The sequence below is a fragment of the Virgibacillus ihumii genome, from assembly GCF_902726655.1.
GTDB lineage: Bacteria > Bacillota > Bacilli > Bacillales > Amphibacillaceae > Lentibacillus > Lentibacillus ihumii.
The window spans coordinates 635370-660582 of record NZ_CACVAN010000001.1 but is presented as its reverse complement, the minus strand read 5'-3'; the positions used below and the strand labels follow the sequence as shown (position 1 = coordinate 660582).

Here is a 25213-nt window from a genome sequence, read left to right as displayed (position 1 = left end):
TCAAACTCATATAACAAAACATCATCGATCTTCTATTCAAAAAGTGTTGTATATCTCTATTGCTGCAAGAGCCACAAAAATAACAATGATCGCCCCTAAAATAAGGTTATTGGCTATCCCATTTCGATATTGTTTTACTACCTTTTTCGAATTTAAAAGCAACATTAATGTAATGGCAAGAAAGGGGAGAATTGTTGCACTAAATGCCAGTCCAATCATAACAAGTAAAACTGGATCGTCCACAAATAAAAACAACATGGACGGAAACGTCAGCCAAAGCAAGTAAGCACGATAAGCAGGATCCTGTTCGGAAATATCACGATTTGAGTCTTTATCTTTGTTCTTTAATAATTGAACAAAATCTGTGAAAATATAAGGAAGCCCATTAAAAGCGGAAAGCAAAGATGTGAACGCAGCTGCCCAGAACCCAATAAGAAGTAACCAAGTAGCTACAGTTCCGAACCTTTCCCCATAAATTTCAGCCATTGTGACAAGTCCTTCACTTCCTGAAATCGATATCCCTGCACCATATAAAAATTGATAGGCTACTATCATAAGCGCAAAGCAAAATATCCCTGTAATAATATATGCTACTGCAGAATCAAGTCGCATAGTAGGAATCCATGAACCACCATACCAATTTTTTTCGCGTATCCAATAGCAATAATAGGGGATGGAAGCAGCACCGCCTACACCACTAATCAGTCCTAAGGTTTGTAAAAATGAACCCGTTGGCATTCTGGGTATCAACCCGTTCGCTAATTCTCCAATGCTTGGAAAAACCAATATCGCTGAGCCTACCACGGTAATGAACATCACAATAACAAAAAACTGCATAATACGTTCAAAATTTTGATATCCTCCAAACCATCCCACTACAAGGCCAACCAATGCATGGATGATTGCCCAACCCCATACAGGTAATACCGGAAATAGTGCTGATATAAACAGAGCACACGCAGATGTCACAGCAGCACCATAAATAAGGCCAAATAAGACAACATAGACTACATAATATCCTGACACCCAGCTTCCCAAGGACCGCCATCCTTGTAAAATGGTTTGTCCTGTTGCTAAATACCAGCGCCCTACACCTTCATTTAAAACGTATTTTAAAAATGCACCTAAAATAACTGCCCATAATAACATAAGCCCAAAATCAGCACCCGCTACAAGGGCAGCAACTAAATCACCAGCACCGACGCCAGCCACAGCTACAACCAGACCAGGTCCGATGAACGATAACTTCCTTTTCTCCGATTTTTCTACAACTGATTGTTTGGCCTCCATAGTCACATCCTTTCGTACACTTTTTTTGATTCACATTAAATTATATAATGTTCTCAATCTTACATGATTAATTCAAATCATACAATTCAGAAATTCATTTAATTCTTAAAAAGTTCTCAAATGAAATTTACTTAACGATTTGGTGCTAGTCTGAGAGGTATTCAAAGGGAAATTGTTCTATACTCAAATTTCCACGCCCTTTCTTTATACAGAAGTGTTACTATCTCCAATAATACCCCAAATACTAATACCATTTCTTTTCAGTAAAAAAGAAGAGACTGACCCCAAAAGCCACTTCATAAGTGACTATTTAGTGTCAGTCCCATCGCTTGTCGCTCACAATTATACTTACACAAATGTATTATTTGTTTTCGCAAAAAGATTCGTTCTTAGAAGTATTTTAATATAGATGCAATTGGAAAAGTTGAAAGAAAATGATACAGAAAAATACCGCCCAATTTGAATCTTACATGGACGATATTTTAAATTAATTTTTTATACTTTTTTGGGGTGAATTTGGGGTGAAATCCATTAATCAATGCATTATAATGAATACACCCCACATTAAAACCGTATTATACCGGTGTTAATAACTTGCTAAATACTGCTCCCGTTCCCATGGATGAACAGTCGTACGGAACATATCCCATTCAATTTCTTTTGCTTCCATGAAGTGTTCATGGAGATGTTCACCCAATGCTTCGACAACCACTGAGTCCTTATCCAATTCCAGCAGAGCATCCATCAACGTAGCCGGCAAATCTTTGATGCCATTTTCAACGCGTTCTGCTTTATCCATCGTATAAATGTTCTCATCAACTGAAGTTGGCGGTGTCAGTTTGTTCTTCACACCATCAAGTCCACTTGCAAGTAAAACCGACATTGCCATGTATGGATTGGCAGCCGGATCCACGCTTCTTACTTCGATCCTGGTACTTAATCCCCTTGAATACGGAATCCGAACCAATGGACTCCTGTTTGTTCCTGACCATGCCACATAACATGGCGCCTCATACCCTGGCACTAAACGCTTGTAGGAATTAACAATAGGATTGGTGACAGCAGTGTAGTTTGTTGCATGTTTAATGACACCAGCTGTAAATTGATAGGCGACATCACTTAGTTCCATCTCGCCTTGCTTATCAAAGAATTGATTTTCACCATCTTTAAATAAGGACATATTTACGTGCATTCCTGAGCCGTTTACGCCAAATAATGGTTTGGGCATAAATGTGGCATGCAGGTTGTGTTTTCGGGCAATGGTTTTAACAACCAGCTTAAATGTTTGAATATCATCACAATGTTTTACCGCATCGGAGTATTTAAAATCAATCTCGTGCTGTCCTGGAGCTGCTTCATGATGGGAAGCCTCGATTTCAAAGCCCATTTCCTCCAGTTCAAGGACAATATCACGACGGCAGTTTTCTCCAAGATCTGTAGGTGCCAGATCAAAGTATCCGCCATGGTCATTTAATTCAAGGGAGGGATCTCCTTTTTCATCCAATTTGAATAAAAAGAATTCCGGCTCGGTTCCAATGTTAAATGCATCAAAGCCTAATTCCTCCATTTTTTTGAGGTTGCGTTTCAGATTATATCTTGGGCAGCCTTCAAATGGTGTTCCATCCGGATTGTAAATATCACAAATAAACCGAGCTACTTTCCCCTTATCGGAAGTCCATGGAAACACAACAAAAGAATCCAAATCCGGATGCAGATACATATCTGATTCCTCAATCCGGACAAACCCTTCGATGGAGGATCCATCAAACATCATTTTGTTATCAAATGCCTTATCCAGTTGACCAAGCGGGATTTCCACATTTTTAATAATTCCCAGCATGTCTGTGAATTGCAGCCGGATAAAGCGGACGTTTTCCTCCTCGATTATTTTAAAAATTTCTTCCTTTGTTAAACCTGAACTCATGTAAGTTCCTCCTAGTTATAATTTAATGGAAAAAACGGGACATCTCGCCTTGCAGCATATTTGATTTACCCATTTTTCCCGTTTGAAACAATAGTTCGTTTCGAATCATTTTACGTACTTTCTTATTTGTCATTCGTACATCTTTCGACTGAGTGCGTTCTTTCTCCATCAGTATATGTTTTATGCCTGCAAGATTTATTCCTTTATCAAGCATATCTTTAATCTCCAACAGGCGATCAACATCATGAAAGGAATACAGGCGCTGATTACCTGATGTCCGCTCCGGAAATACCAGAGTATGTTCCTCATAATATCTGATTTGCCGTGCCGTCAGCTCAGTAAGCTTTTTTACAATACCAATTGAAAATAAGGGCATCGAACGTCTTTCCTGATCATCCATTGATTTCCCCCATTTTAGTTACTTTATACTTATTATACCTGATGTTAAGTTATCTGTCAAATTTATGTTAGGTTTCCTTACATAAAGTATAAAACAAAAAGCCATTTATGATTGGCTTTTTGTTTTATACTCTGCCTTATCTGAAAATAAACTTTTTTCATTCAAAAAGTTAACCGCTTCTTCAAGCGCGATTTTTACATGTGCATACGTTAAGCCTCCCTGAACAAAGGCTGTATAAGGTTCTCTCAGTGGGCCATCAGCGGTCAATTCAATACTTGCTCCTTGAATAAAGGTACCGGCGGCCATGATAACTTTATCCTGATAGCCTGGCATCTCACTCGGAAATGGTGTAACAAACGCATTAACAGGTGAGTTATGCTGGATTGCCTGACAGAACGCTACCATATTTGCCTGATCATGAAAGGTAACGGCCTGGATTAAGTCTGTACGTTTTTCATTATAATGCGGACTTGTCTCAAACCCGGACAATTCTAAAAAGCGTGCGGTTAAAACAGCTCCCTTTAACGATTCGGCGACAACATGCGGTGCAAGGAATAATCCCTGGAATAACTCCTGAAGCATATTCAGTGTTGCACCTGTTTCTTTTCCAAGCCCTGGAGCTGTCAGACGATGGCCACATTGAAGGATCAGTTCTTTTTTTCCAGCTATATAGCCACCCGCTCTGACAATACCGCCGCCGGGATTTTTAATCAAAGAGCCGGCAATAATATCTGCGCCCACATGCAGTGGTTCTTTCTCCTCAACAAATTCACCATAACAATTGTCCACAAAGATAATCAGATTTTCATCGATGCTTTTTACAAAACGTATCATTTCCGCAATTTCATCAATTGTAAATGACGGCCTGTCATCATAACCTTTTGAACGCTGAATAGCCACTACTTTTGTTTGTTCGGAGAGTGTTTGTTCAATACCTTCATAATTAATCCTGCCATTTTCCAAAAGGGCAACCTCATTATAACTAATCTTATACTCGTGCAATGAGCCGGTATCGTCACCTTCTTTTCCAATGACTGATTCCAGGGTATCGTATGGCTTTCCGGTAATATATAAAAGCTCATCCCCCGGGCGCAGCATGCCAAACAGGGCTGTTGATATAGCATGCGTCCCGGAAACCAATTGTGGACGGACCAACGCGTCCTGCCCGCCGAATACATCTGCATAAACCTGTTCAAGTACTTCTCTGCCAAAATCATCATAGCCATATCCTGTAGTGGCGTTAAAGTGACTGTCACTGACACGGTTCTGTTGAAACGCTTTGAGCACCCGTTTTTGATTCAATTCCGCTATTTTATTTGCTTTTTTATGTTGAACTTCACAATCTGTTTCTGCCTGTTTCATTAATTGTTCTATCATTTGCTGTTACTTACCCCTTCATTACGCCGTTCAAAGGATGTTCCGGCCGGATAAAACCTTTGACACTGTATTCATTTTCTGATTCGATAAACGATTGATTGGTGATGATTGATTCATGTTGGAGCCTGTTCAATATTTTGCCCTGATCAGGCTGTAACTGAACCTGGTACCACTCCCATTCTTCTTTTAAAATGGATTCCACCTTTAAAAGCAAGCGGGTAATATCCGATTCCTCCAATGCGCTTATCAGTATGTTCGGATGATCGATGCCAATAAAATCATCATCCAGTAAATCCTTTTTATTGTATACAGTCAGCATGGGGATGTCATCCGCTTCCAAATCCTTCAGCAAACTTTTTACCGTGTTATGATGCTGCTCCATATCCGGGTTTGCTGCATCCACAACATGCAGAATAAAATCTGCTTCTGTTACCTCTTCCAATGTCGATTTGAATGAAGCAACCAGTGATGTGGGCAAATCCTGAATAAACCCGACCGTATCGGTAAGCAGCGTCTGAAATCCGGATGGAAGCTGAATTTTACGTGTCAGTGGATCAAGTGTCGCAAAAAGCTGATCTTCCACCATCGAGCTGCTGTTCGTCAGCCGATTAAATAAGGTAGACTTTCCTGCATTCGTATAACCCACCACCGCAATTTGAAAGACCTCATTTGTTCTGCGTCGCTTGCGGTATTGCTCTCGTTGCTGAACTACAGCCTTCAACCGGCGTTTAATATCAACAATCCGCTGTCTGATATGGCGCTGATCCGTTTCAAGTTTTGTCTCACCTGGCCCGCGTGTACCAATCCCTGCACCAAGCCTGGACATTTCCGTACCCTGCCCATGCAATCTGGGCAGCAAATATTCAAGCTGAGCCAGCTCCACCTGCAGTTTACCTTCTTTTGTACGGGCACGTTGAGCAAATATATCCAATATCAGCTGACTTCGATCGATAACCCGGATTCCGATATGATCGGACAGATTGCGCAACTGGCCGGGTGATAACTCATCATTTGATACAATCAATTTTATTTGCAGATCCTCAGCCGTATTTTTGATTTCATTCATTTTTCCTTCACCAATGTAGTATGCCGGGTGGATCCGCTGCCTGTTTTGCGTGATAACTTTTTCCACCGTTCCCCCGGCCGTTTCACATAGAGATACAAGTTCATCCAATGAGGATTGAAAGCGTCGTTCCTGCTGTTCCGGTTTCTTAACCGAAATGATTAGTATAGGTTCTGGCATATATATAATAACCTCTTTCTACGTTAACTGGATACTTCGTCTTTCTAAATCATAGCAAAGAAGTTATCTAATCACAATTCAGGCCTCATCCAGTGACAAGTCCGCTCCTGTAAGCTGAATGAGATCATCCACTGTGAAGTTTTCTTTTCCCAGCAGCCGGACAGCATGCAGCCGGATCGAATGTTCAATAACATTGCGCACATATCTGGCATTGGAAAAGTTACGATGAGTATCCTGTTTTTTCTGACGCAAATGGTTTTTCAGTTTAAATTCCGCCTCAGTGGTGAATTCATACTCCCGTTCATGAACCATCTGTTTGGCTATTTTTACAAGTTGTTCCAGCTCGTAATCCTGGAAGTCAAGAATAAATGGAAACCTGGATTTCAAACCTGGATTCAGCGTAAGAAAACGATCCATTTCATACGGATAGCCAGCCAGTATTAAAACAAAATCGTCATGATTATCTTCCATATGTTTTACAAGCGTATCAATGGCTTCCTTGCCGAAATCTTTTTCACCGCCGCGGGCAAGCGAATAAGCCTCATCCACAAACAAAATCCCGCCCATTGCCTTCTGAATGATTGCACGGGTTTTCTGCGCCGTCTGACCGATATACTCCCCAACCAAATCGGCCCGTTCTGCTTCAATAAAATGTCCCTTTGACAACAGATTCATATCAAAATACATCTTCGCCAGCTTTCTTGCTACTGTTGTCTTACCTGTGCCGGGGTTTCCTTTGAACAACATGTGAAGGACTTGCCTGTTGCTTGAGAGATTCATTTGCCGGCGTTTTTCATTCATTACAATCGTTGCATATATTTCCTTAATCGTCTTTTTTAAATTCGTCATCCCAATAAATGATGAAAAATCACTGTCAATATGGGAAAAAGGATTATTATCTGAATAGGTTCCATCAGATGTTTTTTCAACAGCCACATCGTTTTTTTGCAGAACAATGTTAATTTGGCCATTTCGGTTTCGAAGCCTTTGCGATTCCACATCATCACCCCTCAGTCACGTTAGTATACGTCATTCATGGGGGTGTTGTGACAAATGCCTATGATGAAAATTCGAATGGACGACCGGGGAGTGTAGAGAACCGGAAGAACATTACCTTTCGAACCGACTGGCAATTCGTATGTACTAAATTCGGACACGCTCGCCATTAGAAAACTTGGCATTCGCCAAACTTTATGGCGAATGCCTTAGTTGCTCTTATGCAGTAAGAAAGTATTTAAACTTTCTTAACTGACCAAAAAGCGGAAGCGCCTATTTACGCTTCCGCTTCTATTTTTATTCCTTTTCAATCGATACGTTTTTAACCGGTGCAAAGGTTGATATCGCATGTTTGAACAGTAATTGCTGTTTCCCATCTGTTTCCAAAAGTACTGTGAAGTTATCAAATGCTTTGACAATGCCTCTTAATTGAAAGCCATTTGTTAAAAAAACAGTAACAGAAACATGTTCCTTTCTTAGCTGGTTCAAATACTGGTCCTGAATGTTTACTGTCTGTGCCATGATAAATTTCCTCCTCTTTTCTATCTGTATATATTTATTTCTACTTTTTTTTCAACATTCCTGCTAAATCGCCCAAAATATTTCGAAATCTTTCTTCTGCTGTAGATGGTGTGATGTCATACCACACCACATTCAGCTTGTTTCGAAACCAAGTATACTGTCTTTTGGCATATCTCCTGGAATTTCGTTTCAGTATGTTAATCGATTCTTCCAATGACTGACGATTTTCAAAGTAAGGGATAAACTCTTTGTAGCCTATTCCCTTCATCGACTGATATTCTTCCAGACCTTTTTGGTAAAAAAATTCTGCCTCAGCTACCAGCCCATCCTGCACCATTTCATCCACACGCCTATTGATGCGGTCGTATAACAATTCCCGATCCATTTCGAGACCTATTAATATCGGATTATACGGCGATTCCAACACTTGTTCATTCTGGTATTCTGTCATCGTTTTCCCGGTTGTTTCATATATTTCCAATGCACGAATGACTCTCCGGTGATTATTAGGATGAATCTTTGCGGCCTGCTGCGGATCAATTTTCTCCAGATGTTTATGAAGAGATGCGGCTCCCTCACTTTTGAGTTCTTCTTCCAATTTTGCAGTAAGCGCCTCATCTCGAGGCTGCGCCGAAAAATTATAATCGTATAATGCACCCTGTATGTATAAACCGCTCCCACCGGCAATGATCGGCAGTTTGTGATGGGAGCTTATTTCTTTAATATAGTGCTGGACATATGTCTGAAAGTCGGCAACCGAAAAGGGTTCTTCCGGATTTTTGACATCAATCATGTAGTGTGGAATACCCTGTTTCTCCTGACTGGCAATTTTTGCGGTTCCGATATCCATACCCTTAAATACCTGCATCGAATCACCGCTGATCACTTCTCCATTAAACGCCTTGGCAATCTCCACACTGAGTTTTGTCTTGCCAACAGCGGTTGGACCAACGACGGCAATTACAGTTTGTTTCATCAGCATTCCCCTAATTCTCTTTATTCATACGCATTATAAGCACGAAGCATCCAGACAGACTTCTCCAGTTTTCCTTGTAATGTAATAAGCAAATCAGCTGTTGGCTCATCATGCTGTTCCGACGCTTCCGGCAGTCCAATTTCTTTTATCTCTTTAATAAGCAGTGTAAAGTCACGAATCAGCTGAGAAATTAATTCATCCTCCTTGTCATCAGCGGTTGCTTCTTCAAGCGTGGTTTCCTTCAAATATTTCGACATCGTTGCAAGCGGCTTGCCACCAATCATAAGCACCCGTTCAGCTATTTCGTCAAGGTCATCGGCTGTTTCCGTATACATGTCCTCAAAGACTCCGTGCAGCTGATAAAAATGCCTTCCCTGCACAAACCAATGATACCTGTGCAACTTCACATACATGACAAAGTAATTGGACAATAATTGATTTAAAAAGTTAATAAGCTTTTGATTTTCCATTATACACACCTCGCAATATACTTTAATATGCACGGGGTGTGTATTATTTATGCAGTGTTACATGACGTGTTTGATTGGTACTGCTTTTACCTATTTTATTACAAATTGTAATATATCACAATCAGCATATTACGGATACTTGTTCTCATTTGTTTAAAATGTGATTCTTTATTATTTTGATTTTTCCGTATGCATTTTTAGGTTATGATCTTTTGTGATATGTTTGTGTGTAAATGATATAATTTAATTATAAATACAGTTGGGAAAGGGTTATCCTGCATGAAGACATTAAAGGTAAAAGCACTTAAATGGATTAACCCGCTCTTTAAAAGGTATTCATCAAATGAAAAAGAGAAAACTGTGTTCACTCAATTTAAGCGAGGTGGAGAATATGACAGGCGAAGCAGTTTCACAAAAAAGTATAGTTATTGCTTATTTATTCTGGTTTTTTTTAGGGCAACTTGGAATTCATCGAATTTATACCGGACGAACAGGTTCTGGTATTATCCAAATAATATTAGGCGTTCTTGGGTGGCTAACTACATCAATATTAATAGGTTGGATATTTCTAATCCCTCTTTGGATTTGGTTATTTATTGATATATTTCTGATTCCGTCTATGTGCCGGAATCCACGCTAAAAAAGATATTAGCACATAACAATTTGTCAAGAATAATTTGTCGCGTTCAACATATTTTGACCTGAAGAATAAATATATAAAGCCTAATTCCTCCTTCTTATGACCGAGAAATCAAGCTCATAATTTTTGAAGTTACTCGTTACTTTTGTGGTCATAACAGCTAAAACAATGCGCCAAACCCCATCCCTATCAAGGTTTTGGCGCATTATTAATTACATAACCCTCTTAAACATTTTCTCCAATTCATATGAAGAAAAATGAACAATAATCGGCCGACCATGTGGACAAGTAAACGGATCGGCCGATTTCCGCAAATCCTCAAGCAGCCGGAACATATCATCCTGATTGAGATAGTGATTTGCTTTGATTGACCGTTTGCAGGACATCAGGATTGCGGCATCTTCTCTGATATTTTCCACATTTACTTTTTCCGTTTCCATGATTTGATCAATCATTTCACGGATTATCTCTTCTTCAAAGCCTTTTGGAAACCAGTTTGGATGCGAGCGGATGATATAGGTCTGGTTTCCGAACGATTCAAAAAACAATCCTACCTTTTCCAGTTCATCTTTATATTCGTCGATAAAGATAGATTCCTGCTTGGAAAACTCAAATGTTAGTGGAATCAAAAGTTCCTGCGCTTCATTAAACGTGGAACCTAGTTTCTTCTTGAAAAATTCATACTTAATCCGCTCCTGGGCGGCATGCTGATCCACCATATACAATCCGTTTTCATTTTGTGCCAGAATATAGGTGCCGTGCAGCTGGCCAATCGGGTACATCGATGGAATCCTATCCTTTGGTTCCGGCTCTGCCTTTTCCGATAAAAGCGGTTCATCGAAACGGTCTTCCGGAAAAATATCATTCTGGTAATTTTTGATTCGTTCTTTTGTGTCTGGGGTATCAGGTTCCGGACTCTTTTCATGTATCTGGTAATCCAAGTGCCAATCATATTTCGGTGGTTCCGGCTGCGAATCATTAAATTGAATGGTATTTTGAACCGATTGCTCCTGCTTTGGTTCCTTATGTTCCTGCTCCATTTCCGGAATCAGGGATGTACTCCTGAACGTGTTACGAATCGTCTCTTCCAATGCTGCAAATAATTCCTTATCCTTACTGAAGCGGACTTCCAGCTTGGTAGGGTGAACATTTACATCCACCAGAATCGGATCCATTGTAATGGAAATCACCGCAACCGGGTTTCGTCCGATTGGAAGAAGTGTATGATAACCGTTTTTAATGGCTTTGGACAGCGCAACACTTTTAATATAACGTCCATTAATCATAGTAGAAATATAGTTGCGTGATGCACGCGTTACCTCAGGCTTAGCGATGTACCCCTCTATTTTGAAATCAAGTGTTTCATGCTCAATCGGCAGCATTTTTTTGGCGACATTCATTCCGTAAACATGACTGACAACCTGCAGAAGATCCCCTGAACCTGATGTTTTGAAAAGTGATTTACCATTATGAACCGCTTCAAAACGGATATCCGGATGTGATAAAGCAAGCCGGTTTAATAAATCGGTTATATGCCCGAGTTCTGTATGAATGGTCTTCATATACTTCAGCCGTGCAGGTGTGTTAAAGAATAAGTCCTCCACCGTTATTTCGGTGCCCTGTCTGGCATCACTTTTGAACTTTTCCACTTCACGACCGCCCTGCATTTTTAGAAATGTACCCGCCTGGTCTCCCTGCGAGGTTTTAACCGAAAGCCGGCTTACCGCTGCAATACTTGCCAATGCTTCACCCCGGAAACCTAGTGTACTCACATGAAACAGGTCCGTCTCATTTTTAATTTTACTTGTGGCATGACGCAGGAATGCCCGTTCACAGTCCTCTTCTGACATACCATCCCCATTGTCAGTCACCCGAATCGACTGCAGCCCTGCTTCAGTAATGTCCACTTTAATCCAGGTACTGTTGGCGTCAATACTGTTTTCAATCAGTTCCTTTACAACGGAGGCCGGTCGTTCCACCACTTCTCCAGCTGCTATTTTATTTGCAAGTGAATCCGGCATTTGAAATATCTTCATAATCAAACCCTTTCTGCTTACTTTTTAGTTTCTTTTTGCAACCGGTAAAGTTCATTCATCGCATCCAACGGTGTCATTTCAAATAAATTCAAATCTTTTAATTCGTTTACAACGTTATTTTCCTGTTTTGTGTTTAAAATTCTTGATTCTGGCTTATTTTCCTCCACGAAAAATGATAATTGTCCGGGGTGTGCCTCTTCGGCAGAATCATCACTTTTTTCCAATTCCTGCAAAATATTGTTTGCCCGGGTTATCAACTTATCAGGCAGTTCCGCCAGTTTCGCAACATGGATACCATAGCTCCTGTCAGCAGCACCTTCCTGAATCTGATGGAGAAACACCACTTTTCCTTCGTATTCCTCTGCCCGAACATGAATGTTTTTCAGGTGATCCAGTGTCCCCTCAAGGGCTGTTAATTCATGATAGTGGGTTGAAAATAATGTTTTGGCATGTATATGATTATGAATAAATTCAATAATTGATTGTGCCAATGCCATTCCATCATATGTGCTTGTGCCTCGTCCGATTTCATCGAATAAAATCAAACTGTTTTCAGTGGCATTGGCAATTGCATGGTTTGCCTCCAGCATCTCCACCATGAATGTACTTTGTCCGGACACGAGATCATCTGCGGCACCGATACGCGTAAAAATCTGATCGAACAATAGCAATTGCGCTTCATCACACGGCACGAAACAGCCAATTTGTCCCATTATAGCAATCAGTGCAAGCTGCCGCATGTACGTACTTTTCCCTGACATGTTCGGACCGGTAATCAGCAATACATTAGTAGATTGATTAAGTTCAATATCATTCGGGACATACGAGCCATCTGTCATGACCTGTTCAATTACCGGATGGCGTCCATTTTTAATGGAGAGCGTATTTTCATCAAACGATGGCCGCACGTAATTATTCGCTTCACTGACAGTAGCAAATGCCTGCAGAACATCAATTTTACTTACCGTATCCGCCAGATGCTGAATCTCCGGTATGAGTTCTTTCACCTGATCGCGAATTTCAAGAAACAGATTATATTCCAGGTCAACGCTCTTTTCTTCAGCTTCCAGGATGAGTTCCTCTTTTTCTTTCAGTTCAGGCGTGATATACCGTTCAGCATTTGTCAATGTTTGTTTACGTTCATAGCGCCCATCCGGTACGAGATGCAGATTGGCCCTGGTAACCTCGATATAGTATCCGAACACCCGATTATATCTGATTTTAAGCGATTTAATTCCGGTTTCATTTTTTTCTTTCTGTTCCAGCTCAGCAATCCATTGTTTGCCATTGCGTGAAGCTTCCCGGTAATCATCCAGTTTTTTGTTGTAGCCAGTTTTAATAATCGACCCTTCCTTAATGGAAATCGGCGGATCATCTATTAAACTGGTATCAAGCAGTGATACGAGATGTTCCGGAAAAACAAGCTTGTCACTCAGTTCTTTAATATATGCCTGTTCAAACTGTCGGAGGGTACCTTTAATCTCCGGAATTTTTTCCAATGATTGTTTCAGTTGTACCAGATCACGTGCATTCACATTTCCGAATGCGACACGGCCTGCCAAACGTTCAAGGTCATATACAGATTTTAATGTATCTCTCAGTGTATCACGTTCCATGAACCCTTGATAAAAGCCATCAACAATATCATGACGCCTTTCGATTTCCTGTCTGCTTAAAAGCGGCCGCTCAAGCCATTTTTTCAGCATCCTGGATCCCATGGCAGTCACCGTTTTATCCAGTACCCACAGCAAACTTCCATGCTTACCTTTTTTCATGATCGTTTCCGTCAATTCGAGATTTCGTTTGGAATACATATCCAATGACAGATAGTAATCCAGTTCGATTACCCTTGCAGGCTGCAGATGATCAAGCGATCGCTTCTGTGTATACTGGATGTAATTAAGCAACCGGCTGAATGCCTTAACAAGCCGTTCATCATTTAAATTATCGCATAGACTGCGGTATTCAGCTTTAAAATTTACTTCTTCCTGATAGGATAATGTCACATTCAACTTATTATGAAGCTGATTTTGCAATTCTTCTGGGAGATTAGGAGAAACTACCATCTCCCTGATGGGCTGGTTATATAATTCATGAATCACAGCATCCCAGCCTTGCGAAATCAGGGCAATGCTGTTTTCACCTATTGACAGATCATTGTATACGACAACATAGGCTCCATCCGGAAAGTGCGAAAGACTTGCAATATAGTTATGATCACGCTCTTCAAGCATATTGCTTTCCATTACTGTACCAGGAGTGATTAGCTGGACCACTTCCCTTTTCACAACGCCTTTAGCTGTTTTGGGGTCTTCAACCTGCTCACAGATGGCAACTTTATATCCCTTATCAATCAGATTTTTTATGTAATTTGATGCGGAGTGGTATGGAACACCACACATTGGAATTGGTTCCTGCTGCCCGCCGTCTCTCTTGGTCAGCGTAATTTCCAGTTCCCGTGCAGCATCAATTGCATCGTCAAAGAACATCTCATAAAAATCACCTAGTCGGAAAAACAAAAACGCATCTTTATTTTCCGCTTTGATTCTAAGATATTGTTCCATCATTGGTGTGTGTTTTGCCATTTGCTAACCTCCAAAACATATGAATATATTGTACAATTATAGCATATTATGACGAATGGATGCGATTGATGGAAACAGAAATATCCTGCATCTGAAAATGCCGAATAAACATCCGAAAAAAACAAAAAAATTACGAGGAAATGTTTCCCCGTAATTCATTCAGTCTTTATTTTTACGGCCGAGAAAATCCGGTTTTACATCGCGAAGTTCATCATCTGTCACATCATGTCTAAATTCATCATGATGATCGTGATGAATTCCGTTTGGGTTCACCTTAGCATATACTTTTGTTTCACCGATTATTTCGACGACAAATTCACGTTCAATTTCCACCTCGATTTTATTACCGTGATTATCAATTTCGCATTCCAGGCAATTAGGCTGCTGGACTACTTTTGCAATCACATCATAATCATCGCTGAGACAGTGATCATCTTTGACCGATAATGGGATATAATCACAGTATGTTACCCGCTCTGTTACAACTTCCGTTTTTGTGTTGTCATTATAGGAATACCAAATATTAATGTCATAGCTTCCATTCACTTCAACCGTATCCTTCGACTTTTTCTTTGCATTATACAAGTGATTAATTACCCAGCAGCCAAGAATGCTTGACGGGCGATGAGATGGTGAAACAGAATGCTTTGCCTCGGTGAACTTCCGGCCTTTTCCACAGACTGCTTTTGTAATAATTTCTCTATATTCTTGATCAAGAAATGACATAATTATGTTTACCTCCTTTTTCTCATAGTCATTTTATGCAAGACAAATACCTAAAGTGCATAACTGATTTTTGAAAGATTATTCGCTTTCCATCACCTGCTTTCCCGATAATATTCTCTTGTGTGTGTCAAGTGCCTATATGGTCAATGTATGCATAGAATTTATTTCAGTCACCATTACGGGAAAAAATAATAAAAAAGTGGAAGCGCCCATATGGACACTTCCACTCTTCTATGTTCCTTCCGAATATTTAATGGCTGCAGCCGGAACCGTTTTGTACTTTTGATCCCGTTTCACCTGATAACAGGTCTCCATCTGTGGATGTAATGACATTATTGGTTACTTCGCGGGAAATAGTTCCCGAAACCAACTGCAGAACATCATTAACGACAATTTGTGTTTCCTTAAACTCCTGCACAACGGGAATCGCATCGATTTCAGCCTGGAAACGGTCAATTTCATCTTCAACCCGCTTCAATGCCTCCGTTTTTCCATAAGCTTGGAAATTGACCGCCTGTTTCTGCAACGCTTTGATTTTTGTAATCAGTTTTTGCACTTTTTCATTTGCGTTGATTTTTGCTTCAACCTGCTTAAAACGATCAATTTCTTCTGTATTAGAAAGCATCTCTGCTAAACTTTTTGCCTCATCAAGTATTTGCTTACGCGTATATTCTGCCATATCATTTCACCTCAACTGTATTTTCTACCATTATACCATTCAACGACCATGTTTTGGCTTCTGTTATTTTAACATCTACAATTTGACCAATCGCCGATTTTGGAGCTTTAAAATTCACAAGCTTATTGCGCTCAGTGTAACCGGCCAAAACATCGGGGTCTTTCTTGCTTTCACCTTCTACAAGAACTTTCACTACTTTATCCTTGTACGTTTTCATGGATTCGGCCGATTGTTTGTTTACAAGGTCGTTTAAACGGTATAACCGCTGTTTCTTCACTTCTTCCGGTACATCATCCTTCTTCCTTGCTGCTGGAGTACCGTCACGAGGAGAATAAATAAATGTAAAGGCAGCTTCAAACCCTACTTCTTCAACCAGTGACATTGTTTCTTCAAACTGTTCCTCGGTTTCATTTGGAAACCCGACGATGATATCAGTGGTTAAAGTCGCGTTTGGCATGGCTTCACGTATTTTACGCACCAGTTCCAAATACTCTTCCCGTGTATATTTCCGATTCATTTTCTTCAGCACTTCACTGCTGCCTGACTGAACCGGCAGATGAATATGATCCAGCAGATTTCCGCCTTGTGCCAGTACTTCAATAAGCCGGTCATCAAAGTCTCTTGGATGTGAAGTTGTAAAACGCACACGCGGAATATCTATTTTATGGATATCATCCATTAAATCACCAAGACCATATGATAGATCCTCAAAATCTTTTCCATACGCATTGACGTTTTGACCAAGCAGCGTAATTTCTTTGTACCCCTGTGCTACCAGATGACGTACTTCCTGAATAATATCTTCCGGGGTACGACTCCGTTCTTTCCCTCGAGTCATTGGAACGATACAATACGTGCAGAATTTATCACAACCGTACATAATATTAACCCATGCCTTAATTTTACCTTTACGGACCTTCGGAAGATTTTCAATAATATCTCCCTCTTTGGACCATACTTCCACAACCTTCTCTTTACTGAACATAGCATCTTTCACAAGATGCGGCAGCCGGTGAATATTATGCGTTCCAAAGATTAAGTCAACCTGAGGATGTTTCTTCATAATCCGATTAACGACGGATTCTTCCTGGGACATACATCCGCAGACACCGAGAATCAAGTCTGGTTTTTCCAGCTTCAGTGGTTTAAGATGACCGATTTCACCAAAAACCTTATTTTCAGCGTTTTCTCGAATTGCACATGTATTCAAAAGAATGATATCTGCTTCGTTTGTATCAGCGGTTGATTCATAACCCATTTCAGTCAAAATTCCTGCCATGACCTCTGTATCGTGTTCGTTCATCTGGCATCCATATGTACGGATCAGAAACTTCTTACCTTTTCCTATATTTTCCATGTCTTCCGGAATGCCAAAGTCATAATGAACATTTACTTTATCGCGTCCACGCTTACGTGCTTTATTTATATTCGGTGGTTCATAGGTCGTTTCAAAATACTTCGCAAAATCATCGCTTGTCTTTTCGCTCAAAGGTTTGTCCTGTCCGGATTTTCTGTCCGCGGCATCCACCTGTTTTATTTGCGATTGCTCTTTTCGCTGCTGTTCGTTCATAGCGAAACTCCTTTCTATCTCAAAAAGCATCTCATTGCATAGCTGTTCATTATTACAGTATAAAGGTTAAACGCAAATTTAACAATACATACAAAACGCAAAAAGTGCATAAAATTAGTGCTGCGCCTTGGCGCAACACTCGATATCATTATCATCCGGAATTATCTCGGTTCTATAATCAGCTTAATCGCTGTTCGTTCTTCATCATCAATCATAATGTCAGTAAAGGCCGGTATACAAATTAGATCAACCCCGCTTGGCGCCACAAATCCTCTTGCTATTGCGACCGCTTTAATGGACTGGTTGATTGCACCCGCTCCGATAGCCTGAATCTCCGCTGAACCACGTTCCCGTAAAACGTTTGCAAGTGCACCTGCTACAGAATTTGGATTTGATTTTGCTGAAACCTTTAATACTTCCATTACTGGTACCTCCCTCATATCAATTGTAGATCTACTGCTACTATATTCTTGGAGACCTTTGCTTATTACCTATTATGAATGAATAATTCCGGACATACCATCATTCAGGCAAAAAATGGGTGATCATCATTAATCAAAATCCGCTCAACATTGACAGCGCTTCCAGTCTTCTGATCAACATCAACCAGAAAACCATTCAGTTGTGTTCTTCCCGTTTTATCTATTTCAAAACGTACCGGTAAACCAGTAAGAAATTTTTTTAAAACAGCTTCTCTGTTCACACCTAATATAGCATCATATGGACCCGTCATGCCGACATCCGTAATGTACGCTGTTCCTTGAGGGAGGATGCGCTCGTCTGCCGTTTGTGTATGTGTATGCGTTCCGACAACTGCACTGACCCGTCCATCAAGATACCATCCCATTGCCTGCTTCTCACTGGTAGCCTCACCATGAAAATCAACAAAAATAATATCTGTACGTTCCTTGGCAATTTCAATTAATTCATCCATTTTTCGGAACGGATCATCAATTGCAGGTAAAAAGGTGCGGCCCTGCATATTGATTACAGCAATTTCCACGCCATTAATATTAACGAATGTCATTCCTTTTCCGGGAGTGCCTTCCGGATAATTTGCCGGACGAATCATTTTCTTGGCATCATCAATAAACTCAAAAATTTCCCGTTTATCCCAAGTGTGATTCCCCATGGTGACAACCTGGGCGCCCCATTCCAGGAATTGCTTATAAATTTTTTCATTGATTCCTTTTCCGGCTGCCGCATTCTCACCGTTCAGAATCGTCATATTGGGACGATATTTCTCCTTCAGTTTCGGTAAATAATGCTGGACCATGTCCCGTCCGGGCGATCCTGCGACATCTCCGATAAATAGTATCCGCATTGTCTGTTTCATCCTAACGTTTTATCAATAGTTTCTTTATAAAAGTATACAGTAATGCCAAACAAATGCGCAAGCACCCGGTTAGCACTGTAAGAGCTGTTTTAATAGTTACCGGACAAAATTAAAAGCGACCACACGGCCGCTTTTAATTTTGCCAACTCCATTTTAAATGGAATGGTTATTTCCATTTACTTGGCATATTCTACTGCTCTTGTTTCCCTGATGACCGTTACTTTAATATGGCCCGGATAATCCAATTCGCCTTCGATCTTCTTACGGATATCGCGCGCAATTCGAACCGAATCAATATCATCAATTTCATCAGGTCTAACCATAATTCGTATTTCTCTGCCAGCTTGAATGGCAAATGATTTTTCTACTCCGCTAAACGACTCTGAAATTTCTTCCAGTTTTTCCAGCCGTTTAATGTAGTTTTCCAAGGTCTCACTTCTTGCCCCTGGCCTCGCAGCAGATAATGCATCAGCTGCAGCAACCAGAACAGAAGTAATGGAAGTTGCTTCTTCATCACCGTGATGTGAAGCAATAGCATTTATGACAACTTCATGCTCCTTGTATTTTACAGCCAACTCTTTACCAATTTCAACATGGCTTCCCTCTACTTCATGATCGATTGCCTTACCGATATCATGAAGCAAACCGGCTCTTCTTGCCAAAGTCTCATCTTCGCCCAATTCAGCAGCAAGCAGTCCGGAAAGGTACGCTACTTCCGTCGAATGCTTCAACACATTTTGACCATAGCTTGTACGATATTTCAGGCGGCCGAGGATCTTTACCAGATCCGGATGCAAGCCGTGTACCCCGACCTCAAATGTTGTTTCTTCACCGACTTCACGTATATATTCATCAACCTCGCGTCTGGCTTTATCCACCATTTCTTCAATTCGTGCCGGGTGGATCCGCCCATCCTGCACAAGTTTTTCCAAGGCCATACGGGCTGTCTCACGGCGTACCGGATCAAACCCTGACAGGATAACAGCTTCCGGTGTATCGTCGATTATCAGATCGATGCCGGTCAGCGTCTCCAGTGTCCGGATATTCCGACCTTCCCGTCCAATAATCCGGCCTTTCATTTCATCATTAGGAAGATTAACAACAGATACGGTTGTCTCAGCAACGTGGTCTGCGGCACAACGCTGCAAGGCCAGTGAAAGAATGTTTTTAGCCTTCTTGTCCGCTTCTTCTTTAGCACGATTCTCTGCTTCTTTAATCATCAGCGCTGACTCGTGGCTAACCTCTTGTTCAATCCGTTCTAAAATAATCTGTTTTGCCTGGTCAGTAGTGTATCCTGAAATGCGTTCAAGTTCTGTTTGCTGCTCTTTAAGCATCGCATCCACTTTGCTTTCCATTTCTTCAATTTGTTGTTGTTTTTCTGTTAGTGATTGTTCCTTTCTCTCTAACGTTAGCTCTCGCTTATCCAGCGTTTCGCTTTTCTTGTCCAGATTTTCTTCTTTTTGCATCAGACGATTTTCTTGCTTCTGTACTTCTGCTCTGCGTTCACGTAAATCTTCTTCTGCCTGCTGACGAAGTTTATGATTCTCATCCTTCGCCTCAAGAAGTGCCTCTTTCTTGGAGGCATCTGCATTTCGATGTGCTTCATCAACTATTTGTTTCGCTAAATTTTCCGCACTGGAGATTTTAGCTTCCGCAATAGATTTACGAATGAGATAACCAACAACAATACCGACGATTAGGATTACGGCAAGCAAAATGGAGATGATTAGGGGACTGTCCATGGATTTCACCTCCCATTGCTATAAAGTTGTACAATTCACTCTCTGTCGGCATGTACAGTTTTCAATAATAAATAAGTGATTGATGTATAATGAAACTATAAAATTATACAATCTAATTTTAATTGTATGGTTAACCAATGTCAAGAAAGTGTAACAATTATATGGTAAAATTACACAACCTCTTTTTTGGAATATTTTGGTTGTATTTATGACCGGATTTAGCCGCTGTTAAATACAGTATCGACGGTTCAGGTCAATTTCATTCTCTTTGTTGCAGGATAAAAATGGCGAAAAAATCAAACCCTTTGCCGTAGTTAACCTGCAAAGGGTTTAATTGTGTATATTATTTAGACATCCATGCTCTCCTGGCTTTGTTTGCCGGATGGTTCTTCTTCATCCGCTTCGTCCGGTTCTTCATCCAGACTGTAATGTTCTCTGATTGCGTCATGGATTTCAGCCATTACATCTTCATTAGCCTTCAAAAATTCTTTGGAGTTTTCCCTGCCTTGTCCAAGTCTGTCGCCGTTATAGGAATACCATGCTCCGCTTTTCTGGACGATATCCAAATCGGAACCGATATCCAGGATTTCCCCTTCCTTGGAGATACCTTCACCATACATGATATCAACTTCCGCTTTTTTAAATGGAGGAGCCACTTTATTCTTGACTACTTTCACGCGTGTTTTATTTCCTACCATATCATTGCCCTGTTTCAATGTTTCCGCACGACGAACTTCCAATCTGACAGATGAATAGAATTTCAATGCTCGTCCGCCTGGAGTCGTTTCAGGGTTCCCGAACATTACTCCAACTTTTTCGCGGATTTGGTTAATGAAAATAGCTGTTGTTTTTGACTTATTAATGGCGCCGGATAATTTCCTCAGCGCCTGTGACATCAGGCGTGCCTGCAGCCCTACATGGGAATCTCCCATTTCACCTTCAATTTCCGCCTTTGGCACCAATGCTGCTACTGAGTCAACCACCACAATATCGACTGCTCCACTGCGAACCAGCGCTTCAGCGATTTCCAATGCTTGTTCACCGGTATCCGGCTGTGATAAGAGCAGCTCATCCGTATCGACACCCAGCGCACGTGCGTACGTTGGATCCAATGCATGCTCCGCGTCGATGAATGCCGCCTGTCCACCCTTTCGTTGTGCCTCGGCAATCGCATGGAGCGCTACTGTTGTTTTACCGGACGATTCCGGACCGTATATTTCGACAACGCGTCCCCTTGGGTACCCCCCAATGCCCAATGCTACATCCAAAGCCAATGAGCCGCTTGGTATCGTTGCGATTTTTTGTTCTGTCTGCTCACCCAGTTTCATTATAGAACCTTTACCGAACTGTTTCTCAATTTGTTTTAATGCCATATCTAAAGCTTGCTTTCTATCACTCAACGGGAAGACCTCCTTTTATTCACTGTATCTATCATAACTTGTTTTTAACAATTTGCCAAGCAAAAATCGAATAAATGTTCTCTTTTTTTTACTTATCTTTTCTTTGAAGAAAAATCATTATACAGATGTAAGTTCATGATAAAATGCCAATTCCTGCTAAAACAGCCTGTTAATATTCTTTTTCCAATAAATTCATGACAAGTTCAAAACCTTTTATAACGGACCTTTCACGAATAGTATTCCGGTCACCCTGAAAAATGCATTTCCTTACAACCGTATCTTTACCTACTTGGTGAATACCGATAAACACAGTCCCGGGCGGGTTACCTTCCTCGGTTTCCGGTCCGGCAGCACCGGTAAAGCTGATACCAACATCAGCATCTAAAACCGAACAAATATTTTCGGCCATTTCTGCTGCACACTGTTCACTGATCGTGCCATATTGCTGAATCGTCTCAGGTGACACACCAAGTACATTTTCTTTCACCTTGACATCGTAGCAGACAATACCGCCTCGACATACCGCGGAGGCACCCCTGAGTGAGATCAGTCTATCCATAAACATGCCGCCAGTCAGACTTTCAGCAGCACCGATAAACAAGCCCTGATCTTTTAAGAGCCCGGAAACCTTCTCTGGCAATGTCTGCTCATCACTTCCGTAAAAATGTGCCCCAACTTTAGACAAAATTTGCTGCTTCGTATTTTCTATTAAATTCAAAGCTTCCTTTGCACTGGATGCTTTGGCGGTAACCCTGATCGCCACTCCCTCATTTTGGGCCAAAGGAGCAACAGTCGGATTGCTTTGACTGTGGATAATGTCCTTTAACTCGGCTTCAAGCCGTGACTCGCCAATACCGGTAAATCGGAGCATGGTCGATTTTATCACCGTATGCTCACCAGTATGTTGTTTTAAATAAGGCAGCACTGTATTCGTGATCATTGCTTTCATTTCCCTTGGTACACCAGGAAGGAAAATCCAAATGTTATTTTGATGCCGGACGACCATTCCCGGTGCCATCCCAACATGATTGTCGATGACTTCCGCACCTTTAAACAAGCGGGCCTGTCTTCGATTATTTTCCGTCATAACCGAGTTGCGTTTCTTAAAAAATGCTTCAATTTTATCCATGGACGGACCATTTTCCACCATTTCCAGATTACTAATTTTTTGAAATGCTTCTCTGGTCATATCATCTTCAGTTGGGCCCAATCCACCGGTAACGATTATAACATCGGACCTTTTACCAGATTGTTCAAACTGTGCCATAACCCGCTGGAGATTATCTCCAACAACCGCATGATGAAAAACATTGAATCCATTCTCAGCCATTTGTTCTGAAATCCACTGGGCATTTGTATTGGCAATCTGACCAAGCAACAGTTCTGTTCCAACCCCAATAATTTCGGTTTTAATTTGTGTCATTTGGAATCCCTCATAACGTGCCGGTTTTTACTGAAATATTCATAACCGGACAATATTGTAAAAAACACCGCGATATACAACATAATACTTGCAATCGGCAGACCAAGATATGAAAAAGGAAAGTTATGAAGCAGCAATGCTGCAATTGCAATCATCTGTGTTGCAGTTTTCAATTTGCCCATCTTACTCGCCGCAAGGACAATGCCTCCACCTGCTGCCACAAGGCGCAGGCCGGTAACAGCAAACTCTCTGCTGATAATAATGATGACGACCCATGCAGGGGCAAAACCAAGTTCAACAAGCAAAATCAGTGCTGCTGAAACAAGCAGTTTATCTGCGAGCGGATCCAGGAACTTGCCCAAATTGGTGACAAGGTTATATTTTCTGGCATAATACCCGTCAACCCAATCTGTTGTTGAAGCAATGATAAACAAGATAGCCGCCGCAAAATGTGAAACAGGCAGGCTAGCCTCGCCGATATCCCATTCTCCCCAATCAAACGGAACACTTAATAAAATAATAAAAATGGGAATCAGACAAATACGTGAAATGGTTAATCTGTTAGGTATATTCATTCTTCTTCCTCCTACGGTATACAGGGGCTGGGACAAACAAATATGCGTATAAGAAAAGACGAACGATACTCTATTTTAGCGGAGGAAATATGCGTAGACTCCTGCGGGAGGAAAGGCCTAGGTGAGACTCTGAGTGCGTAGCACGAAGAGGCTCAACAGCCGCCCGCGGAAAGCGAAGTATATTTCCGGAGCGGCTAAATTCCTCAATTAAGTTAATTCGTATTTTCTTTTGATAAAACACTTTTGTCCCAACCTCATTTCAAAAGTCATTGCCAATCATTCACCTGCCGAATTTTTTCCGTTTAGCATAATCCACAAATACTGGTGTACCTTCTCTTCAGGATTCAGCGGATATTCGACCTTTACATCATTTATCTTCACCGTTAACGACCGTGCACTGCCAATGTTCAAATGAATCTTTTCAGAATCAGAGACATTAAACTCTTTGACATCGTCTTCAGTGGTTAATAAACCCGAATAGAGAATTTTTCCATCACCATTCTTAAGTTCCACCCAGGAATCACCGGTTGGTTTAAGCGTCAAAATTACCTTATCCCCAGCGTTTGTCATCGAAAGTGTCGATTCCGGACTTGCCCCGGTCCCCTTTTCAATTACTTCAAACCCTGGTTTGTTTTCATCCTGCTTCTTTTGCTGGTCCGCATTTGATTCATTTGATTTTGTCTGTTTATCTGCAGATCCCGATTTTGATTCTTCCTTTGAATCATCATTGGTGTTTTTATCATCGTCCAACTGAACACTGTCCTGATCTTCCTGATCATTACGAACAACTTGATTTGAATCCTGTTCCTCTACAGGCTCAGCTTTTTCACCGGAACTATCTTTAGTAATAAAAAACCATGCGGCAAACAAAATCCCGACAATCAACAGAATTACAATTATTGTCGGCAGCATTGAAAAAATGACAGGCGTCCCTTTAGTGGGATTATTATCTTTTCTGGAACTTCTGATTTGAGTATATTGAGCTGTGCTGTCATCTTCCGTTTTTGGAATTTCCTCTTTATACTCCTCCAATAATTCCTTTGCATCAATACCAACAGCAGTGGCATATTCCTTAATGAATGCCCTGGCATAAAATTTACCCGGCAGAATATGAAAATTCCCCTGCTCAATCGCTTCCAAGTATCGTTTCTGTATCTTGGTCGATTCCTGTACGCTTTCAAGGGACAGTCCTTTAGCCTCCCTTGCCTCTCTTAATCTTTCTCCTATCTCCATCACCAACACCATCCATTTTTAGAAAACTTGGCTTCTCGTTAAAGGGGTTATCATAAAAACATCGTTACTC

At 41.0% G+C, this 25213-nt stretch carries 22 protein-coding genes; 1 reads left to right on the top strand and 21 read right to left on the bottom strand.

The annotated features are described in order from the left end of the window. Positions 1 to 36 precede the first annotated feature (36 nt). From HUX68_RS03200 to HUX68_RS03160, 9 genes are all read right to left on the bottom strand, one after another. A complete protein-coding gene (locus tag HUX68_RS03200) occupies positions 37 to 1290 on the bottom strand; it encodes an Nramp family divalent metal transporter (protein WP_174613405.1) in 1254 nt (417 codons plus the stop codon). A gap of 586 nt (positions 1291 to 1876) precedes the next feature. Further along, complete coding sequence (glnA, locus tag HUX68_RS03195) at positions 1877 to 3214, bottom strand: type I glutamate--ammonia ligase (RefSeq protein WP_174613403.1); 1338 nt, start codon at positions 3212 to 3214, stop codon at positions 1877 to 1879. Between the two features lie 22 nt (positions 3215 to 3236). Next, on the bottom strand, positions 3237 to 3614 hold the full coding sequence (locus HUX68_RS03190) for a MerR family transcriptional regulator (protein ID WP_174613401.1): 378 nt from the start codon (positions 3612 to 3614) through the stop codon (positions 3237 to 3239). A gap of 105 nt (positions 3615 to 3719) precedes the next feature. Beyond that, positions 3720 to 4991 carry a methionine gamma-lyase family protein gene (locus HUX68_RS03185; RefSeq protein WP_174613399.1) on the bottom strand — a complete coding sequence of 424 codons (1272 nt, stop codon included), beginning with the start codon at positions 4989 to 4991 and terminating at the stop codon, positions 3720 to 3722. 10 nt (positions 4992 to 5001) lie between these two features. After that, positions 5002 to 6234 (bottom strand): GTPase HflX, encoded by a 1233-nt coding sequence (hflX, locus tag HUX68_RS03180; RefSeq protein WP_174613397.1) that lies wholly within the window; start codon positions 6232 to 6234, stop codon positions 5002 to 5004. Positions 6235 to 6312: 78 nt separating this feature from the next. Next, positions 6313 to 7233 carry a stage V sporulation protein K gene (gene spoVK, locus HUX68_RS03175; RefSeq protein WP_174613395.1) on the bottom strand — a complete coding sequence of 307 codons (921 nt, stop codon included), beginning with the start codon at positions 7231 to 7233 and terminating at the stop codon, positions 6313 to 6315. Between the two features lie 294 nt (positions 7234 to 7527). Continuing rightward, positions 7528 to 7752 (bottom strand): RNA chaperone Hfq, encoded by a 225-nt coding sequence (gene hfq, locus HUX68_RS03170; RefSeq protein WP_077326332.1) that lies wholly within the window; start codon positions 7750 to 7752, stop codon positions 7528 to 7530. 40 nt (positions 7753 to 7792) lie between these two features. Next, positions 7793 to 8728: a tRNA (adenosine(37)-N6)-dimethylallyltransferase MiaA gene (gene miaA / locus HUX68_RS03165; protein ID WP_174613393.1), complete on the bottom strand. Its 936-nt coding sequence runs from the start codon at positions 8726 to 8728 to the stop codon at positions 7793 to 7795. Between the two features lie 20 nt (positions 8729 to 8748). After that, positions 8749 to 9198, bottom strand: coding sequence for a Dps family protein (locus tag HUX68_RS03160; RefSeq protein WP_174613391.1), 450 nt, complete (start codon positions 9196 to 9198; stop codon positions 8749 to 8751). A 391-nt stretch (positions 9199 to 9589) separates the two neighbouring features. Between HUX68_RS03160 and HUX68_RS03155 the strand changes: the two genes are divergently transcribed. Further along, positions 9590 to 9838, top strand: a complete 249-nt coding sequence (locus HUX68_RS03155; protein WP_174613390.1) for a TM2 domain-containing protein — start codon at positions 9590 to 9592, stop codon at positions 9836 to 9838. Positions 9839 to 10050: 212 nt separating this feature from the next. Here the strand turns inward: HUX68_RS03155 and mutL are convergent, their stop codons facing one another. The 12 genes from mutL to HUX68_RS03095 all read right to left on the bottom strand — a co-directional run bounded on the left by mutL (position 10051) and on the right by HUX68_RS03095 (position 25143). Continuing rightward, positions 10051 to 11874: a DNA mismatch repair endonuclease MutL gene (mutL, locus tag HUX68_RS03150; RefSeq protein ID WP_281355679.1), complete on the bottom strand. Its 1824-nt coding sequence runs from the start codon at positions 11872 to 11874 to the stop codon at positions 10051 to 10053. Between the two features lie 17 nt (positions 11875 to 11891). Continuing rightward, positions 11892 to 14459: a DNA mismatch repair protein MutS gene (gene mutS, locus HUX68_RS03145; protein ID WP_174613388.1), complete on the bottom strand. Its 2568-nt coding sequence runs from the start codon at positions 14457 to 14459 to the stop codon at positions 11892 to 11894. A gap of 159 nt (positions 14460 to 14618) precedes the next feature. Then, positions 14619 to 15185, bottom strand: a complete 567-nt coding sequence (locus tag HUX68_RS03140; RefSeq protein WP_174613386.1) for an outer spore coat protein CotE — start codon at positions 15183 to 15185, stop codon at positions 14619 to 14621. Positions 15186 to 15435: 250 nt separating this feature from the next. Next, on the bottom strand, positions 15436 to 15864 hold the full coding sequence (locus HUX68_RS03135; RefSeq protein WP_174613385.1) for a YlbF/YmcA family competence regulator: 429 nt from the start codon (positions 15862 to 15864) through the stop codon (positions 15436 to 15438). Between the two features lies 1 nt (position 15865). Beyond that, positions 15866 to 17434, bottom strand: a complete 1569-nt coding sequence (gene miaB, locus HUX68_RS03130) for a tRNA (N6-isopentenyl adenosine(37)-C2)-methylthiotransferase MiaB (RefSeq protein WP_174613383.1) — start codon at positions 17432 to 17434, stop codon at positions 15866 to 15868. A gap of 161 nt (positions 17435 to 17595) precedes the next feature. Then, the gene (locus tag HUX68_RS03125) at positions 17596 to 17856 is read right to left on the bottom strand and encodes a stage V sporulation protein S (protein ID WP_174613382.1); all 261 of its coding nucleotides are present in this window, start codon (positions 17854 to 17856) and stop codon (positions 17596 to 17598) included. Between the two features lie 104 nt (positions 17857 to 17960). After that, the gene (locus HUX68_RS03120; protein ID WP_174613380.1) at positions 17961 to 18758 is read right to left on the bottom strand and encodes a TIGR00282 family metallophosphoesterase; all 798 of its coding nucleotides are present in this window, start codon (positions 18756 to 18758) and stop codon (positions 17961 to 17963) included. A gap of 188 nt (positions 18759 to 18946) precedes the next feature. Beyond that, positions 18947 to 20512, bottom strand: coding sequence for a ribonuclease Y (gene rny, locus HUX68_RS03115; protein ID WP_174613378.1), 1566 nt, complete (start codon positions 20510 to 20512; stop codon positions 18947 to 18949). A 347-nt stretch (positions 20513 to 20859) separates the two neighbouring features. Next, positions 20860 to 21912, bottom strand: a complete 1053-nt coding sequence (recA, locus tag HUX68_RS03110) for a recombinase RecA (RefSeq protein ID WP_174613376.1) — start codon at positions 21910 to 21912, stop codon at positions 20860 to 20862. A gap of 169 nt (positions 21913 to 22081) precedes the next feature. Further along, positions 22082 to 23335, bottom strand: coding sequence for a competence/damage-inducible protein A (locus HUX68_RS03105; protein WP_174613374.1), 1254 nt, complete (start codon positions 23333 to 23335; stop codon positions 22082 to 22084). Continuing rightward, entirely contained in the window at positions 23332 to 23910 is a 579-nt protein-coding gene (gene pgsA / locus HUX68_RS03100; protein WP_174613373.1) for a CDP-diacylglycerol--glycerol-3-phosphate 3-phosphatidyltransferase, read from the bottom strand. The genes HUX68_RS03105 and pgsA overlap by 4 nt, the downstream gene beginning before the upstream one ends. A gap of 276 nt (positions 23911 to 24186) precedes the next feature. Further along, a complete protein-coding gene (locus HUX68_RS03095; protein WP_174616327.1) occupies positions 24187 to 25143 on the bottom strand; it encodes a helix-turn-helix domain-containing protein in 957 nt (318 codons plus the stop codon). Positions 25144 to 25213: the final 70 nt, after the last annotated feature.